This is a genomic window from Brevundimonas sp. (genome assembly GCF_041648055.1).
Lineage (GTDB): Bacteria > Pseudomonadota > Alphaproteobacteria > Caulobacterales > Caulobacteraceae > Brevundimonas.
The window spans coordinates 76,060-92,062 of sequence record NZ_JBAZPS010000010.1; the positions used below are offsets into that span (position 1 = coordinate 76,060).

The window sequence follows — 16,003 nt, forward strand, 5'->3', positions numbered from 1 at the left end:
CGCCGGAGCCTGTAACCCGGGCGCGGACGCGCAGTCGTGTCGCATGACCAGGAGAGAACCATGACCAGTTATTCAGCGCCGCTGCGCGACATCCGCTTCGTCCTCCACGATATGCTGGACATCGAAAGCCACTATGCTTCGATTCCGGCGTTTGCGGAGGTATCGGCTGACGTGGCGGACAGCGTGATCGAGGCCGCCGCCCGCTTCGCCGAAAACGATCTGGCGCCGCTCAACCGCATCGGGGATGAGGAGGGATGCCAGTTCAACGACGGCGTCGTCACGACCCCGCCGGGCTTCAAAGACGCCTACGCAAAGTTCCTCGAATTGGGCTTCGGCGCGCTTTCGGCCCCTGTGGAATATGGCGGTCAGGGCCTGCCGCCTTCTCTCGGCATCGTGGTCGGAGAAATGAACGGGACCGCCAACTGGTCTTGGGGCATGTATCCGGGGCTGTCTAACGGCGCCATCGAAACGATCAAAGCGCACGGCACCGAGGCGCAGAAGCAGGCCTATCTACCGCCGATGACGACGGGGCGGTGGACGGGCACCATGTGCCTCACCGAAGCCCACGCCGGCTCTGACCTGGGCCTCATCCGCACAAAGGCCGAACCGCGCCCTGACGGCGCCTATGCGATCACCGGGTCGAAGGTGTTCATCTCGGCCGGCGAGCATGACCTGGCCGAGAACATCGTCCACATCGTGCTGGCGCGCCTGCCCGATGCGCCGAAGGGCACCAAGGGAATCTCGCTCTTCGTCGTTCCCAAATATCTGGCGGGCGCCGACGGCGGCGTCGGCGAGCGCAACGCGGTTCACTGCGTCGGCATCGAACACAAGATGGGGATCAGGGCCTCGGCCACTTGCTCGATGAATTTCGAAGGCGCGACCGGCTATCTGATCGGGCCGCCGAACCGCGGCCTTCAGAGCATGTTCACCTTCATGAACGCGGCGCGGGTGGGGACCGCCGTCCAGGGCGTGTGCACTGCCGAGGGTGCCTTCCAAGGCGCTCTTCGCTACGCGCGAGACCGGCTGGCGATGCGGTCGCTGTCAGGTCCGAAGGCGCCGGAAGAGGAAGCGGATCCGATCATCGTCCACCCTGCCGTCCGCAGCATGCTGCTGACCCAGAAGGCGTTCGCCGAGGGCGGCCGGGTCTTGGTCTACTGGCTGGCGACTCAGATCGATATCGCCGAGGCGGCCGGAACACCCGACGTTCGCAAGCAGGCCGACGACCTGATGAGCCTGCTTACGCCCATCGCCAAGGCCTTCCTGACCGAGATGGGTTGCGAGGCGGCCAAGCACGGCGTCCAGATCTACGGAGGACACGGCTTTATCCGCGAATGGGGCATGGAGCAGGTCGTTCGCGACGCCCGCATCTCGACGCTGTATGAGGGCACGACGGAAATCCAGGCGCTGGACCTTCTGGGTCGCAAGGTGCTGCAGAGCCAGGGCGAACTGCTGAAGGCTTTCACGAAGATCATCCACAAGTTCTGCCAGGCGAACGCCGAAGACCCCGCCATGGCCGAGTTCGTCGAACCGTTGGCCGCCCTCAACAAGGCGTGGGGCGACATCTCGATCAGCATCGGCATGAAGGCCATCATGAACCGGGACGAGATCGGCGCGGCCGCCGTCGATTATCTCTACTATTCCGGTTATGTGACCCTGGCCTACATCTGGGCCTGGACGGCCCGGACGGGGTTGCAGAAACTGCAGACGGCGGAGGGCGACGCCGCCTTCTATCAGGCCAAGATCCAAACCGCGCAGTTCTACTATCGAAGGGTTCTGCCTCGCGCTCAGGCCCATATCGAGATCATCAAGGGCGGCCGGGAGGTGATCCAGCAGATGGACGAGGCGGCGTTCGCCTTCTGACCTTTCAAGCAGGACGCTTCAGTGGAACGACCAAGACGCCGTCGGATCGGGTGCGCAGCGGATGGAAGCCCGCTGCTGGGCGTCATCGATGCTGGACGCCGTTTTAATATGGCCTTTGCGGTGACCGAGGACGACATCGACGAATTGGACCATGTTAACAACGCCGTCTGGGTCGTCTGGCTGCAGGATGTCTCGGTCGCCCACTGGTACGCCGCAGCCCATCCCGATCACCGCGATCAGCATGGCGCCGTCGTGTTGCACCATGACATCACCTATCGCGGGAATGTCGGCCTGGGCGCCCGGGTGAAGGCGCAGACCTGGATCCAGGGCCTGCCGCGAGGCGCCCGCTACACGCGCTGTGTCCGCTTCGAGGACGAGCGGGGAAAGCTACTGGTCTCCGCCGTCTCGCAATGGGGGCTCATCGATCGGAACGGTCGACTGGTCCGCGTCACCCCTGAAATGGCCGCTCCATTTTTGCCGCCTGCACCAGCTTGATCTGACGGTGCCATCCGGCCCGGTCTTGGAGGATAGAATGATGGACATTGTGGAAGCGGTCGAAACACGGCGCTCGGTGCGGCGGTTCCTCGATCGTCCGGTCGATCGGGGCGTGCTGGAGGAGGCGCTGCGGCACGCCCTGCGCGCGCCCTCGGGCGGCAATCTCCAACCCTGGTGGCTGCATGTGGTCGCCGGCGAGGACCTTCGCCGCCTTCAGGACGCCGTCCGGATGCAGGCTATGTCGGGCGTCTTCGCCGAGGAGATCGAGTACGACATCTATCCCCCGAAACTGGCCTCGCCCTACCGTGACCGGCGCTTCGAACTGGGTGAGGCGATGTATGCCCAAATCGGCATTCCGCGCGAGGACAAGGCCGGACGCCAGCGCTGGTTCATGCGCAATTTCGAGTGTTTCGGCGCGCCGATCCTGTTGCTGTGCACGGTGGATCGCAGCATGGGCAAGCCGCAATGGTCCGATCTGGGCATGGTCCTGCAAACGCTGATGCTGCTGCTGCGCGGCCAGGGGATCGATAGCTGTGCGCAGGAATGCTGGGCGCTCTATCCCCAGACAATCGACCATGTCCTGGATCTCCCGCGTGAACGCATGCTCTTTACCGGCATGTCCATCGGCTACGCCGATCCGGCCGAGCCGCTTAATCAGCTCAGAAGTGCGCGCGCGCCGCTCGAAGAGGTCGTGGAGTTTCGCGGTCTTTAGGGGTTTTAGGCCCGGCGGTATTGACGCTCCGCTTCTGCACCCCGAACATTATCATTGATAATATATCCCAACGTCGCCGACCCAACGGCGCATTCAGGAGGAATAAGGATGCTTGGTTTGATGCAGAACTGGCCACTGACCGTTGATAAGATCATCGACCATGCGGCCCGCTGGCACGGTCAGCGCGAGGTGGTCACGCGGGCGGTCGAAGGGGCGATCGTTCGCACCACCTATGCAGAGATCCGAAATCGCGCCAAGCGGATATCCTGCATCCTCACGGAATGGGGCATCCAGCCGGGCGACCGCATTGCTACCTTGGCCTGGAACACGGGTAATCACATGGAGACCTGGTACGGGATCATGGGCATTGGCGCAGTGTGCCACACACTGAACCCCCGCCTGTTCCCCGAGCAACTCATCTACATTATCAATCACGCCGAAGATCGGATCGTCTTCACCGACCTGACTTTTACCCCGCTTTTGGAAGCCATTCTGCCTCACTGCCCAACGGTCGAGCGGGTGGTGATCATGACGGACGAACGGTCGATGCCCGCCGCTAGGCTGCCGCGTGTCGAATGCTATGAGACGATCCTTGCCCAGGCCTCGGAGGGTGCGGCGTGGGGTGGGTTCGACGAGAACACCGCTTGCGGCCTTTGCTACACCTCGGGTACGACCGGCAATCCCAAGGGGGTGCTCTACTCGCACCGGTCCAACTATCTGCACACCCTGATGACCATGCAGGCCACCGTCATGGCGGCTTCGCCAAAGGAAACCATCCTGCCGATCGTGCCGATGTTCCACGCTAACGCCTGGGGACTGGCCTTTTCGGGGCCGGCCTCGGGAGCCAAGCTGGTCATGCCGGGCGCCAAGATGGACGGTGAATCCATCTATGAGTTGATCGAGGGTGAGGGCGTCACCTTCTCGTCCGCCGTGCCGACCGTCTTCCAGGGCTTGCTGGCCTATCTGCACGAGAGTGGAAAGCGGTTGTCCACTCTGCATAGCGTGCTGATTGGCGGCTCGGCCGTGCCCGAAAGCCTGATCCGCGGCTTTTACGAGTTCGGCATCGAGGTGGTGCAGGGCTGGGGTATGACCGAAACGTCTCCGGTCGGCGCTCTGGCGCGCCTGACCCCCGAACTTGAAAAACTGCCCTATGACGAGGGCATGAAGTGGCGGATCAAGCAGGGCCTGCCGCTGATGGGCTTGGAAATGAAACTCAAGGACGACGCCGGACGGGAACTGCCCCACGACGGCAAGACCTTCGGCCGGCTGATGGTCCGGGGGGGGACGGTCGCGGGGGCCTATTTCAAGGAGGAGGGCGGCGAAATCCTGGATGGCGAGGGCTTTTTCGACACCGGCGACGTGGCCACCTTCGACGCGCACGGCTTCATGCAGATCACCGACCGGGCCAAGGATGTGATCAAGTCCGGGGGCGAGTGGATCAGCTCGATCGAGATCGAGAACATCGCCGTGAGTCACCCCAAGGTCGATCTGGCCGCCGTGATCGGCGCGGCCCATCCCAAGTGGGACGAGCGGCCGGTGCTGATCGTCAAGCTCAAGCCGGGCGAAGGCGAGGACAAGCAGGAGCATCTCGAGTTCCTGCACGGCAAGATCGCCAAATGGTGGATGCCCGACGACGTCGTCTTCGTGGATGATATCCCGCTGGGGGCCACCGGCAAGATCGACAAGAAACTGCTGCGCGAACGGATGAAGGACTACGTCGTCCCGTCTGCGGCCGCCATCGTTTGACGCATAGCGCCTTGGCTCACACAGGCCGCCGGCGAATGCCCGCTGCGGCCTGTATAGCCCGACGTCATGGTCTGCGGATCAAACAGGTCGCAGAGCCGCTCGCCAAGAGCTTGCCATCCGGATCCCGCAAGGTTCCTTCGGCGACACCGAGGGAGCGGGACATGTGGGTCACGCGGGCCTCTGCGATGAGCTTCACATCCTGGGGAACTGGCCGCAGCATCTTTACGGCCAGATCGATCGTCGCATAGCGAACCGCCGCCTCCAGCCTTGTATGGACGGCATATCCCGTCACCGAATCCAGAACCGTCGCAGCGAAACCGCCATGTACGCCGCCCATGGGGTTGAGGTGGCGCTCGTCGGCGCGGGCGCCGAACACGACATGGCCATCGGCGAGTTCGAGGATCGACATTCCCATCGTTTCGAAGATGGACGACAAGGGAAGCCTCCCCTCGAAACCGGCGCGCAGAAACTCCATCCCGCTGACAGTGTCCAAGGTCGGGGCGTGTTGAGGGTTGGTCATGGGCTAATCTCTTAAATCCTGTGCGGTAGCGGGGGCGCTGGCGATTCCCGCTTAATCCGCTTGATGTTGGGAACTCGTCATCCCCGCGAAAGGAGAAGTCAACTGCCCAGCGGCGCCTGCGCTCGCAGGCTTCGTTTCGTCAGCAGGGCTCGGCCCATCCAGCGGGCGCCATGCAGGACCCCAAATGACAACATGTCATCGCACACCCTGGCGGTAGACCGCTGCGTCCTATCCTCCGGCTTACGCAGACGGGGGGCACGGCGGGTTCGGAGACGATGGCCTCGCCTGAACTGATTTTGGGCTAACCCTGCGCCGCCGCTCGCAGATCGGCCAGACGGGTGATGCCGCCCGCCACACCCCAGCCACCATCCTTGATTTCGCTGAGCAGGACCCAGTGATTGTAACCCGCCCCGGCCTTCCCGAACACCTCATCAACAATCTTGCCGATATCAGCCACCAAGCCTGCGCGCTTCTCGTCATCAAGAACGCCCTCAGGCGTCGTGATTTCGATCCTGAACTTCGGCGCCTGGGCGACCTCGCCGCCGACATAGAAGTTCTGCGCGGGAACCTCGATAATAGCTCCACGCTGAAGCACGGATCAAAGCGTTGTCGAGCGGCGCTCCCTCCCACTTCAGCAGGGTCTCCGTCGCACGCTTCAGAAGAGTGTCTCGGGACGCTTGATCGAGAGCGCCTTCAGGGGCTGTGACGTTGATCATCGGCATCGGCATCCTTCTCTTGCGTAAGGAGACGCTGGCCTTCCAACGTCAGTTTCGTAAGATAAATGGTTTTGGCCAGCGCCTTTAGTAGCGTTACGCAACTAATTTTGATAGGCGAAGTTATGGCTCGAACCCGATTTTCCGAAATGGATTGTGCGATCGCTTAATCTCTTGAGCAGATCGGCGATTGGTGGACGTTGCTCATCGTCCGCGACGCCTTCAATGCTGTCTGCACTTTCACGCAACTCCACGAGAGCTTGGGGATCGCCAGGAACATCCTGACCGAGCGGCTTAATCACTTGGTTAAGCACGGCATTCTCATACGCGTCCGCGCACGGCCCGGAGCAAAGCGGCATGTTTACGCGCTAAGCGACAAGAGGAAGTCGTTGTTGCCGCTGATGGTTTTCCTCATACAATGGGGAAATCGATGGGTCTTTAAGGGCGATGGAGCACTCGACATTCTCGACATGCGGGACGGGACGAGTATCCGCCCCCCAGCCGTGCTGGCGGCCGACGGTCGAACCTTATCCATTGAGGATTTGAGGTTTCAGTCCCCTTGGGGGAAGGAAAAGACTAGGATGATAGACTAGGACGATAGCTGAGAGAGGGGGATTCAGCGCGGAACATGCGCCATTGGGTGGTGCATGTTCCGCACCAAATTTCACTCCGCGTCGATGCTGGCTCCAAGAGCAGCGTTTACAACGCCTCCATCCACCACGAGAATGTCGCCAGCCACATAGTCTCCGGCCCGGCTGGCCAGGAAGATGGCGGCGCCCGCCATGTCCTCGGCCGTGCCGATGCGACCAGAGGGAATGGCCTTGCCGACCGCGTCGGGATGGTCGCGCGCGGCGCGGTTCATTTCCGAAGGGAAGGCGCCCGGCGCTATGGCGGTGACATTGATGTGGTCTTCGATCAGGCGCGCCGCCATTCGTTTGGTCAGTTGATGGATCGCTGCCTTGGACGCCTGGTAGCTGTAGGTCTCCCAGGGATTCAGGCGCAGTCCGTCGATCGAGCCGATGTTGATGACCTTGGCGGGGTGGTCAGCAGAGGCCGCCGCCTTTAGCGCGCCGTGCAGGGTTTGCGTCAGGAAGAAGGGCGACTTGACGTTCAGGGCCATCACCTTGTCCCAGCCACTTTCCGGGAACTCGCCAAATGGCGCGCCCCAGGCCGCGCCGGCGTTGTTGATCAGGATGTCCAGGGACGGCTCGCGCTCCAGATAGGCGGCGGCCAGCGCCTCACAGCCCTCGACAGTCGAGACGTCGCCCGGCAGGGCGATGCAGTTCGGCCCCAGCGCCTCGGCCGTTTCGAAGCAGGCCGGCGCCCTGCGCGCCGAAATATAGACCCGCGCGCCCTGGGCGACGAAACCGGCGGCGATCATTTTGCCGATTCCCCGCGAGCCGCCGGTGATGAGGGCTGTACGACCCTCCAGTGAGAATAGTCTGCTCGTGTCCAAAGTTTGGTTCCTTCACATGGCGAGACGGGCTGCAGCGGGCGTCGATCTCAGTGATCGCTCGCATGGGATCGATGAATTTTGGCGGCGGTCAGAAACTCTCCGACCAGGGGCGGAGGTCGATTTTCTGCGATCAGGCCTAATCTGCGTTGCCTGCCGCTTGGGAAAGCAACCCCGCCCACATCATTTCCGCAATCTGCAACTCGGTCGTGCAACTCCGTGAGGCTTATTGCTGAAATCCTTCGCATATGTGCGCGATTGGTGGCGGTCGGTCCCTTGTCGAATCGCTGCTCGCCCCGGCGCACAGTTCAGGGGAGAGTTCGCGAGGTGATCGCCATTGAATCCAGCCGCGCGTAGCATAAGTGAACACCGATAATAATGTCGCATTCGCGCATCAAAGGAGTTCACACTGTGCATTTTCAGGACAAGGTCGTCATCATAACCGGTGGAGCCAGCGGCATTGGCGAGGCCACGGCGCGGCGGTTCTCGGCTGAGGGCGCGCGCGTCGTCATCGCCGATTATTCGGAGCACGGCGCCGCTCTGGCAGATGAGCTGGGCGCAGCGGGCGGCAGTGCTCTGTTTGTCCGGACCGATGTGGGCGACAGCGCGCAGGTCAAGACCCTGATGGCGCGCACGGTGGAGGCGTTCAGCCGCATCGATATCCTATTCGCCAATGCTGGCATCGCCGCCGATGCGCCCATCGATCAGCTGGACGAGGACAGTTGGCGGCGGACCATCGACATCAACCTCACGGGTGTCTTCCTTTGCAATAAGTACGCGGCGGAACGGATGGTCGCTCAGGGCGGCGGGGTCATCGTCAACTGCGGCTCAATTCACAGCCATGTCGGCAAGTCCGGCGTGACGGCCTATGCGGCGGCCAAGGGCGGCGTGAAGCTACTGACCCAGACGCTCTCCATCGACTTGGCGCCCAGGGGGATTCGCGTAAACGCGGTCTGTCCGGGCTACATCGACACGCCTCTGCTGGCCAAGGCGCCGCCTGAGATGAAGGAGGCGTTGGCGAAACTGCATCCGATGGGCCGCCTCGGCCGAGCGGAAGAGGTGGCCAACGCTGTGCTTTTCCTCGCCAGCGATGAGGCGTCCTTCATCACCGGGTCCTCGCTGATGGTCGACGGCGGCTACACCGCGCCATAGGGTCTCGCGCTTGTCGTGCGTTCAAGGGGCGCAATGTTTCTCGTCGCTGTCGACCTATTCAGGAGCGAATGGCATCTCGGTTGGCGGCGTGGCCGTAATGACGCGGGCCGCAAAGACGCCGGTCCCGTTCTGGCCGGGGCCCCTCACCTTGCAGACCTTGGCGGTCACGGCCTTTGCGATGGGGCTGGGGCCGCAGGTCGCAACGGCCATATTCGGCGCCTACATGATAACGGGCCTTTCGGGTCTGCCTCTCTTTGCGGGGGGGGCACCTGAACGCAGCGTCGGGTTGGCTTATCTGATCGGCCCGACGGTGGGATTTGCTGGGCTGCTTGGCCGCCTCGTGGCTGATCGGCGTTATGGCGTCGAACAAGGCTGTTCTGGGACGCACCACCGCCATGCTGGCTGAGACCGCCGTCATCTATGCCTGTGGCCTCGCAGTTCTCGCCGCCTATGTTCGCCGTGAGCAACTGCTCACCGTCGGCGTCGCGCCGTTCGTGCTGGCGATCTGCTCAAGATCACCGCGGCCGCGGTTGGTTCGCAGATGATCTCTATCGGTCGTAGGACCCGCGTCGGGGCGTCCGGTTCCTGAAGCCTCTTTCGCCGAACGCCCTGATCCAGCACCAGTTTCCGGTTGGGAAGAAGCGTTGGCAGAAGGCGCTCCGCTGCACGACCTCCCTCTACCTATCCGTTCCGGAACTCGCCGTCGCCCAGGCTACGTCCGTCGTTCAAGATGTCGAGTGCTCGAGCGGGGGCCATGGCTGCGCCAAGCCCGCGGGCGCTGCCTATTCTCGATGGCCTGGGTCCCAAATCGCGAAGACATGCTCAGAGCTGGAGGCCTCCGTGCGCGCCTGGTGTTACGTTTCGCATGTTCTCATCAACCCTTCCTGCATGGTTGTCGCGACGAGCAGGCCTGCGCGGGTGTAAATCGCACCCCGGCAGAACGCGCGGCTACCATGCACATTGGGTGAGTCGATATGATAGAGAAGCCAGTCGTCCATGCGAAAGTCGCGATGGAACCACATCGAATGGTCAATGCTCGCCAGCCTAACTTGACCGCGAACATAGCTGAGCCCGTGCGGCAACGTTGCGGTCAGCAGTGGTCCATGGTCGGAGGCGTAGGCCAAGAGCGCTTGGTGAATGAATCGGTCGTCCGGAAGGGCGCTAGAGGCGCGCATCCAGATCGAGGAGCGTGCTTCACGCGGTTTGGGATCCAGCCAGTCGAACGGAATGACGGGACGGTAGTCTAGGCCGTTGAGAACCGGTGACTTGTCGCGGAACTGCTCTGGCAGACGTGCGCGCACGGCCTCGAAGAGTTCGGCTTCCTCGAGGAGCCGCTCGGGGCCGGGTATGGCAGGCATCGGATCGTGCCGGTCCAGTCCTGTTTCAGGTTTCTGGAACGACGTCGTCATCTTGAAGATCGGGTTGCCATCCTGCCGAGCGACAACACTGCGAGCAGAAAAGCTACCGCCGTCCCGATGACGATCAACGGCGTAGTCGATCGGTTGATGCGCGCCGGGTTGCAGGAAATAGGCGTGCAGCGAGTGCGCCACCCGATCCTCGGAGACCGTCAGCCTTGCCGCCATCAACGCCTGTCCCAAGACCTGCCCTCCGAAGACAGCGTTGGTGCCGATGTTTTTGCTTCGTCCGACGAACCGATCCTCGCCGACTGGCTTGATCTGAATCAGGTTTAGCAAGTCTTGGAGGTGGGCGTGGCTTTCGTTCTTCATTCCATTTTCCTAAAGATGGCGCGGGGAGACGTCATCCGTGACGCTGGCGCTGTCAGGCTATGCCGAGCCTTGGTCGGCGTCGGGCGTCCAGCCGCCTCCCAGCGCTTGGTAAACCGCAATAGCGGCGTTGAGCCGCGCCTCCTTGACCTGAATCAGCGCAAGGTCTGCTTCGAGGCTGTGGCGCTGCGCGTCGAACTGATCCAGGTGCGAGACATACCCCGCATCATAGAGGCGTCCGGCACGTACGGCGGCCTCGGCGGCGGCATCTCTCTGATCGCTCAGCCGGGCTCGCTGGGCGCCGAGACGGACCAAGGCGTCCAGGGCGCTCTCGGCTTCCGAAAATGCGCCTAGGACTGCGCGGCGATAGGCCCAGGCGGCCTGTTCGCGGCGGGCGTCGGCGGCGTCGGCCTGCGCCTCGCGGCGGCCGCCGTCGAACAGAGGCGCCAGCACGCTGCTGCCAAGGGTCCAGAGCGAGATCGGGTCAAGGCGTTCGACGAACAGCCCGCCCGCAGCCGCCGTCAGGCGAACCTGCGGCAGAAGCGCCGCGCGGGCCGAGGCGAAGGCGGCGTCGGCGGCGACGAGTTGGCTCTCCGCTTGGGCGATGTCCGGGCGCCGCGCCAGCAGGCTCGACGGCAGGCCTGGCGCGATGACGGGGAGGCGCAGGTCTTGCAGGCGAGACCGCTCGACCGGGCCGGGCAGGCCGCCGGTTAGCAAGCGCAAAGCGTTCTCCTGCCGGCTGACCGCCAGTTCCAGCGCCGGGATCCTCTGGGCGACATTGCTATGCTCGGCGCGGGCGCGGGCGAGGTCCAGTTGCGATGCGTAGCCCGCATCTACCCGCCGTTGCATCAGCGCCAGAGCGTCGCTTCGGTTCTCCAGTATATCCCTAACGGATTCCAACTGAGCGTCCAGAGACAGCAGGGTCATATAGGCCCGCGCCGTCGCCGCCGCGACCGACAGGGCCGCCGCATCGCGGCCATGGCGGCTGGCCTGCAGGCCGGCGCGCGCCGCCGCGTCCCCGTTCCTCAGCCGCCCCCAAAGATCGACCTCATAGCCGATGCGGACCTCAGGCTGGGCGGCCAGGGTCTCGGTGACGATCCCAAGGTCGGTGAGGCGGCGCTGGTCCTGTACGCCAGCGCCGATGTCTACCGACGGCGTCAGGGCGGCGCGCGCGCCTGCGGCCGAGGCTCCGGCCTCGCGGACCCGCGCCTCGGCGATGGCGAGGTCAGCGTTGGTCGCCAGCGCCTGTTCGACCAGGGCGGTCAGGCGCGGGTCGCCGAAGGCGCTCCACCAGCCGGCCTCGACGGTCGCGCCCGATTCGGGAATCCCGGCCCGCCAGGTCGCGGGCGCCTCGACGGCCGCGCCTGGAAGCGACGGCACCGGGGCCGTGGCGCAGGCGGCCAGAGTCAGGCCAAGCCCGACCGCAGCCGGAAGGCCTGCGCGAAAGCGATGACGGCGCATCACCGCGCCTCCGGCCCGGACGGGTCGGCCGCCGCGTCCGTATCAACCCGCGCTACCACCGACATTCCCGGACGTAGCCGGTCCAGCCCATCCTGCCCCGGATCGAGCACGATCTGGATGGGGATCCGCTGCGCCACCTTGGTGAAATTGCCCGTGGCGTTCTGTGCCGGGAGGAGGGCGAACTCGGATCCGGCGGCGGGCGAGATATGTCGCACCGTCCCGGTGAAGCGGCGGTCGTCCAGCCCGTCGACCGTGACGCGCACCGGCTGGCCGGGCTGCATCCGCACCGTCTGGCGTTCCTTGAAGTTTGCGATCACCCAGCGTTCGGGTGGGACGAGGGAGACCAGTTGTGTTCCGGCCGTGACCAGTTGCCCCTGGCGCGCGCCCACCTGACCCAGTTGACCGCGCCGCGGCGCGGTGACCGCGGTGTTGGCGAGGTCGATCTCGGCCAGGCGCAGCGCTGCGCGGGCGCCCTCCACGGCGGCTTCGAGGCTGTCGCGCGACACGGTCACCGCGCGGACGTCCTGACGGGCGGCCTCTCGTCCGGCCTCGGCTTGGCGCACGGCCGCCTCAGCCTGGCGCGCAGCGGCGGTGGCGGCGTCATGTTCGCGCTGGGAGAGGTCGCCCGTCGTCGCCAAGGGCGCTATCCGCGCCAGGTCGGCGCGCGCTCGCTCAAGCTGGGCCAGGGCCGCGCCGACCTCGGCGCCGCGCGCGGCTTCGGCGGCCCGACGCCCCGCCGAAGCCTGGGCGCTGTTGGACAGTTCGGCCTCGCGCGCGGCAAGCGCCGCCCGTGCCTGCTCCACCCGCTGGCGATAGATGCGGTCGTCGATACGGAACAGCGGCTGACCTTCCTCCACCATCTGGAAGTCGCGAACCAGCACCTCGGTCACATAGCCGCCGACCTGGGGCGCGATCACCGTCACCTCGCCGCGCACATAGGCGTTCTCGGTCTGCTCCAGGCCGGAGACGAAGGGCGGCAGGCGCCAGGCGTAAAGCACCGCCAGGATGGCGACCAAGCCGACGGCGAGCGAGATCAGCGTCGCCCGGCTGGGCTTACGGCGCGCCTTTCCTGCGGTTTCGGGGCCAGTTTCGGAAGGAGCGGCTTGGGTCATGGGCTGTCTTTCAGCGATCATTCGGCGGCTTCGGCCGGCGTCGCGCCGGGGATGGCGGCGGTCTTCAGCTTGGCGCCGATGGCCAGGACGGCGGGGATGGAGACGATGAGGTGGATCAGGGCGACGACCCCGATCGCGAGGAAGACGTCATTGAACGCCAGGATGTTGGCCTGCTGCGCGGCCTGCTGGGCCACATTGGTGACGCCCGCCGCCTGTTGCAGGGCCGGATCGACGATGGCGGCGGACTGCGCCAGGCTGAGCGCGTGCACCGTGGCGGCGGTCTGGGGATCGGAAACCGCGATCTGTTCGGCCAGATAGGCGCCGTGGTGGCTGGCGCGCAGGGTCTGGAAAGTGCCGAGCAGGGCCGGTCCCAAAAGGCCGCCCAGCATCTGCGTGACGCTAAAGGCGACCACGAAAGTTATCAGGGCACCTGTCCCACGCTGGAACAGCATCAGGAAACCCAGCATGAAGGCTGCGGCCATGAACATCGGCCCCGCAAAGCCGATGATAGCCTGGCTGACATAGAAGGACTGGGGGTTCGACAGGAGGCTGGAACCCGCGTCCATGAGGGCCGCCACTGCGATCAGGGCGGGCGCCGCCAGCTCCAGCAGCAGGATGAATTTCGGCGACAGGGCGATGAGCAGCGCGCCGACCACGATGCCGGCGACGGCGGCGGCGAGGATGACCAGGTGCAGCATCCGAAGCTGGTCCGGCCCCACGCCCGTCACCTGCAACAGTCCCGGAACGCCGAAGGTCTGTTCCGCCAGCAACACGCGCACCAGCAGCACCGACACGCTGAAGCGCAGAAAGGCGGGGGTGAGCACCCAGCGCGTATCCACCAGCGGGTGCTCGCGCTGATGCTCGATCACCGCCGCAACCACTAGAAGGCCGATTGAGGCCGCCAGCGCCCAGCCGATCCACGGGGCTTCCAGCCACCATTGCAGGCGCCCCTGCGCGATCACGGCCGTCAGTAGGCCGAAGCCGAGCGTCAGTAGGCTGAAGCTGAGCAGGTCGCCGCGCTCGAACACGCGAGTACGCACGCCTCTGGGCAGCGGCAGGCTGACGACGCAGGCCACGCACGCCAGCGCTAGCCCCGCCTCCAGCCAGTAGAGCTGGGTCCAGTCGCCAATGTCCAGCAGGCCGGGCGATAGAACGCGCGCCAGTGGAAAACCCAGCTGCGGCAGGCCGATGCCGATCACCAAGCTGACCAGGCGCCGTTTGGCGTCGAACGCCTGCAACAGATAGAAGACGCTGAAGGTGGTCATGGCCGCCCCGGCCACGCCGCTGAGCAGACGCACGGCGAAAACGCCGTGCGGGTCGCCGATGAAGGCCTGGGCGACCGCAGCGAAGGCGAAAAGGCCGAGGAAAACCGCCAGGAAACTATCGAGGCCGAACTGTTGCCGGTACTTGATCAGCAGCAGGTTCATGGAGACGCCGCCCATCACATAGGCGGCGCCGATCCACGCCGCTTCGGTCGGAGTGAGGCCAAGCGCGCCTTGGACGAAGAGCAGGTTCACCGACATCAGGGAGCTGCCAAGCGCGCCGGTCACCCCCAGCAGCAGCCCGACCAGGCCGTAGGCGATGCGGGTTCGGGGCGGGAAATCCGGCGTGGAGGGGGAGCCTGGCAAGATCGGCGCCTCGGCTGGACCCCAGTCTGGCACCGGCTCCAGCAGTTCGCCGTATCGGGATTTGCTCATGCCGCCGCTCCGGAGAGGAGGGCGCCGTACAGCAATAAGTCGAGCACACGCTCGCCCCGCGCCTCGCCGTCCGGCCCCGTCATGGGAATGGTGATCAGCCGGATGATCAGGCTGATGTCGGAGGTGGTGATGTCCGGGCGGATCAGCCGCGCTTTCTGGGCGGCCTCAAGGGGGGCCCCGAGGCGCTTGATCAGGCGCGCTCGCCCTGCGGCATAGTCGGGATGGTCCATCGGGACAATGCGCCAGCCATCGGCCAAAGCGGGCGCTCGACCCGCGACATCGACCAGATAGCGCAGCATTCCCAGCAAGGCGGCCTCGGGCGGGAGTGTTTCTCCGTGCCGGAACATGGCTTCGGTCTCTTGCTGGAAGAGAGCGATGATGAGGGCCGCCCGGTCGGGAAAGTGTCGATAAAGAGAGCCCTTGCCGAGGCCCGCCTCCTGCACGACGAGATCCAATGAAACATGGACGCCGTGCTCGCTGAACACCCGCCCGGCCGCCGCGAGCAGTTGCTCACGGTGACGCGTCACGTCGCTTCTCTGCGCCCGTTGTTGTCCCATTAGGGCACCAAATGGACTATTTCGTCCGTTTTTGCAATTGGGGGTGGGGTCACGATCTGTGGAAGTCAGAGTGGATTGTACGCCCGAGTACGGATCCGTTCATAACGGTCTAATTCGGTTCAACCAGCTGGAGTTGGCGGGGCGTCTGGCACTGCCTCTTCGAGGCCCTGTCGCCGAACTGGTCCGAGCGACTGGTGGGGCGCCGTCCGGAACGAAGCCGAACCGCTGGAAGTTGAAGCCGCGCGGACCGGGACGGAGTTGCGAAACTCGTAGACTCAGCGTGGTCATCAGAGCGCGGTATCGAGTGTCGACCACACGGGGTGCGAAGAAGCGGGCGGTGGCGATGCGTTGGGCCTGATGGATCTCGCCTTCCTGGAAAAGGACCGCTATACGCGCGCGGCTGCGGATCCGCTCAAGCAACGCGGCCTTGAAACCGGCCTGACGGAGGCCTTCCCAACGCAGCAGTTGGCGTGCGGGCGCGAAACCCGTGATCCTGATCCGGTCCTCATCGACCTGCGCTACGCCCTCGCCCCAGATGGAACTGGAAGGACGAACGCCTGATTTCCGTTCACACTCGTCGGCCCGTGCGGACACTGGGGACTGGTGGCATCCATCATTATATGCGCTCATGTTACGAGATTGATGGATCATATCTAGGAAGGTCTCGCATTGACACTGTTCGGCGTCAGCGCCTTTGGCACAGATCTGGGGTTGCGGATAATGGAGGGATTGGGTCTCGTCGCAGTGACGTAAGGAACGCAGATGAGACCCAATCCCTCCAGCCCAAAATTGGCTGCCAAG

General features: G+C 64.5%; 16 protein-coding genes and 1 pseudogene. 8 read left to right on the forward strand and 9 right to left on the reverse strand.

From position 1 onward, the window contains the following. Window positions 1–60 precede the first annotated feature (60 nt). From WC585_RS14945 to WC585_RS14960, 4 genes are all read left to right on the forward strand, one after another. A complete protein-coding gene (locus tag WC585_RS14945; RefSeq protein ID WP_373258722.1) occupies window positions 61–1,860 on the forward strand; it encodes an acyl-CoA dehydrogenase C-terminal domain-containing protein in 1,800 nt (599 codons plus the stop codon). Between the two features lie 108 nt (window positions 1,861–1,968). After that, entirely contained in the window at window positions 1,969–2,355 is a 387-nt protein-coding gene (locus WC585_RS14950; protein WP_154725316.1) for an acyl-CoA thioesterase, read from the forward strand. Between the two features lie 37 nt (window positions 2,356–2,392). After that, entirely contained in the window at window positions 2,393–3,067 is a 675-nt protein-coding gene (locus WC585_RS14955) for a nitroreductase (RefSeq protein WP_373258724.1), read from the forward strand. Window positions 3,068–3,175: 108 nt separating this feature from the next. Then, window positions 3,176–4,813, forward strand: coding sequence for a long-chain-fatty-acid--CoA ligase (locus WC585_RS14960; RefSeq protein WP_373258726.1), 1,638 nt, complete (start codon window positions 3,176–3,178; stop codon window positions 4,811–4,813). 64 nt (window positions 4,814–4,877) lie between these two features. Here WC585_RS14960 and WC585_RS14965 read toward each other — a convergent pair whose 3' ends face one another. Further along, complete coding sequence (locus tag WC585_RS14965; protein ID WP_373258728.1) at window positions 4,878–5,333, reverse strand: PaaI family thioesterase; 456 nt, start codon at window positions 5,331–5,333, stop codon at window positions 4,878–4,880. Window positions 5,334–5,634: 301 nt separating this feature from the next. Continuing rightward, window positions 5,635–5,928: a 4-oxalocrotonate tautomerase family protein gene (locus WC585_RS14970; protein WP_373258729.1), complete on the reverse strand. Its 294-nt coding sequence runs from the start codon at window positions 5,926–5,928 to the stop codon at window positions 5,635–5,637. Between the two features lie 318 nt (window positions 5,929–6,246). Between WC585_RS14970 and WC585_RS14975 the strand changes: the two genes are divergently transcribed. Continuing rightward, window positions 6,247–6,639 carry a winged helix-turn-helix transcriptional regulator gene (locus tag WC585_RS14975; protein ID WP_373258730.1) on the forward strand — a complete coding sequence of 131 codons (393 nt, stop codon included), beginning with the start codon at window positions 6,247–6,249 and terminating at the stop codon, window positions 6,637–6,639. Between the two features lie 71 nt (window positions 6,640–6,710). On the opposite strand, the gene WC585_RS14980 is transcribed toward WC585_RS14975, so the two are convergent. Further along, the gene (locus WC585_RS14980) at window positions 6,711–7,502 is read right to left on the reverse strand and encodes an SDR family oxidoreductase (RefSeq protein WP_373258731.1); all 792 of its coding nucleotides are present in this window, start codon (window positions 7,500–7,502) and stop codon (window positions 6,711–6,713) included. A 408-nt stretch (window positions 7,503–7,910) separates the two neighbouring features. Here WC585_RS14980 and WC585_RS14985 point away from each other — a divergent pair, with 408 nt between their 5' ends. Beyond that, window positions 7,911–8,651: an SDR family NAD(P)-dependent oxidoreductase gene (locus tag WC585_RS14985; RefSeq protein WP_373258733.1), complete on the forward strand. Its 741-nt coding sequence runs from the start codon at window positions 7,911–7,913 to the stop codon at window positions 8,649–8,651. 54 nt (window positions 8,652–8,705) lie between these two features. Here WC585_RS14985 and WC585_RS14990 read toward each other — a convergent pair whose 3' ends face one another. Next, window positions 8,706–8,861, reverse strand: a complete 156-nt coding sequence (locus tag WC585_RS14990) for a hypothetical protein (protein WP_373258743.1) — start codon at window positions 8,859–8,861, stop codon at window positions 8,706–8,708. Here WC585_RS14990 and WC585_RS14995 point away from each other — a divergent pair. Continuing rightward, a pseudogene (locus tag WC585_RS14995) lies at window positions 8,830–9,196 on the forward strand (biotin transporter BioY). The gene WC585_RS14990 and the pseudogene WC585_RS14995 overlap by 32 nt on opposite strands. Before the next feature lie 309 nt (window positions 9,197–9,505). Here the strand turns inward: WC585_RS14995 and WC585_RS15000 are convergent. From WC585_RS15000 to WC585_RS15020, 5 genes are read right to left on the reverse strand one after another with little or no spacing between them, the layout of a single operon-like run. Beyond that, window positions 9,506–10,378, reverse strand: coding sequence for an acyl-CoA thioesterase II (locus tag WC585_RS15000; protein ID WP_154725307.1), 873 nt, complete (start codon window positions 10,376–10,378; stop codon window positions 9,506–9,508). A gap of 57 nt (window positions 10,379–10,435) precedes the next feature. Next, entirely contained in the window at window positions 10,436–11,836 is a 1,401-nt protein-coding gene (locus tag WC585_RS15005; protein ID WP_373258735.1) for an efflux transporter outer membrane subunit, read from the reverse strand. Beyond that, entirely contained in the window at window positions 11,836–12,948 is a 1,113-nt protein-coding gene (locus WC585_RS15010; protein ID WP_373258736.1) for an HlyD family secretion protein, read from the reverse strand. The genes WC585_RS15005 and WC585_RS15010 overlap by 1 nt, the downstream gene beginning before the upstream one ends. 17 nt (window positions 12,949–12,965) lie before the next feature. After that, window positions 12,966–14,645, reverse strand: a complete 1,680-nt coding sequence (locus tag WC585_RS15015; protein WP_373258737.1) for an MFS transporter — start codon at window positions 14,643–14,645, stop codon at window positions 12,966–12,968. Then, on the reverse strand, window positions 14,642–15,172 hold the full coding sequence (locus WC585_RS15020) for a TetR/AcrR family transcriptional regulator (RefSeq protein ID WP_196066300.1): 531 nt from the start codon (window positions 15,170–15,172) through the stop codon (window positions 14,642–14,644). Before WC585_RS15020 ends, WC585_RS15015 begins: the two co-directional genes overlap by 4 nt. A 387-nt stretch (window positions 15,173–15,559) precedes the next feature. Between WC585_RS15020 and WC585_RS15025 the strand changes: the two genes are divergently transcribed. After that, window positions 15,560–15,763: a hypothetical protein gene (locus WC585_RS15025; RefSeq protein ID WP_154725303.1), complete on the forward strand. Its 204-nt coding sequence runs from the start codon at window positions 15,560–15,562 to the stop codon at window positions 15,761–15,763. Window positions 15,764–16,003: the final 240 nt, after the last annotated feature.

What these genes read in the sequence shown, in the direction of transcription:
- WC585_RS14965 (WP_373258728.1), bottom strand. Translation starts at nt 5,333, where the DNA reads ATGACCAACCCTCAACACGCCCCGACCTTGGACACTGTCAGCGGGATG.
- WC585_RS15010 (WP_373258736.1), bottom strand. Translation starts at nt 12,948, where the DNA reads ATGACCCAAGCCGCTCCTTCCGAAACTGGCCCCGAAACCGCAGGAAAG.
- WC585_RS14955 (WP_373258724.1), top strand. Translation starts at nt 2,393, where the DNA reads ATGATGGACATTGTGGAAGCGGTCGAAACACGGCGCTCGGTGCGGCGG.
- WC585_RS15005 (WP_373258735.1), bottom strand. Translation starts at nt 11,836, where the DNA reads ATGCGCCGTCATCGCTTTCGCGCAGGCCTTCCGGCTGCGGTCGGGCTT.
- WC585_RS14960 (WP_373258726.1), top strand. Translation starts at nt 3,176, where the DNA reads ATGCTTGGTTTGATGCAGAACTGGCCACTGACCGTTGATAAGATCATC.
- WC585_RS15015 (WP_373258737.1), bottom strand. Translation starts at nt 14,645, where the DNA reads ATGAGCAAATCCCGATACGGCGAACTGCTGGAGCCGGTGCCAGACTGG.
- WC585_RS14990 (WP_373258743.1), bottom strand. Translation starts at nt 8,861, where the DNA reads ATGGCCGTTGCGACCTGCGGCCCCAGCCCCATCGCAAAGGCCGTGACC.
- WC585_RS14945 (WP_373258722.1), top strand. Translation starts at nt 61, where the DNA reads ATGACCAGTTATTCAGCGCCGCTGCGCGACATCCGCTTCGTCCTCCAC.
- WC585_RS15025 (WP_154725303.1), top strand. Translation starts at nt 15,560, where the DNA reads ATGGATCTCGCCTTCCTGGAAAAGGACCGCTATACGCGCGCGGCTGCG.
- WC585_RS14950 (WP_154725316.1), top strand. Translation starts at nt 1,969, where the DNA reads ATGGCCTTTGCGGTGACCGAGGACGACATCGACGAATTGGACCATGTT.
- WC585_RS15000 (WP_154725307.1), bottom strand. Translation starts at nt 10,378, where the DNA reads ATGAAGAACGAAAGCCACGCCCACCTCCAAGACTTGCTAAACCTGATT.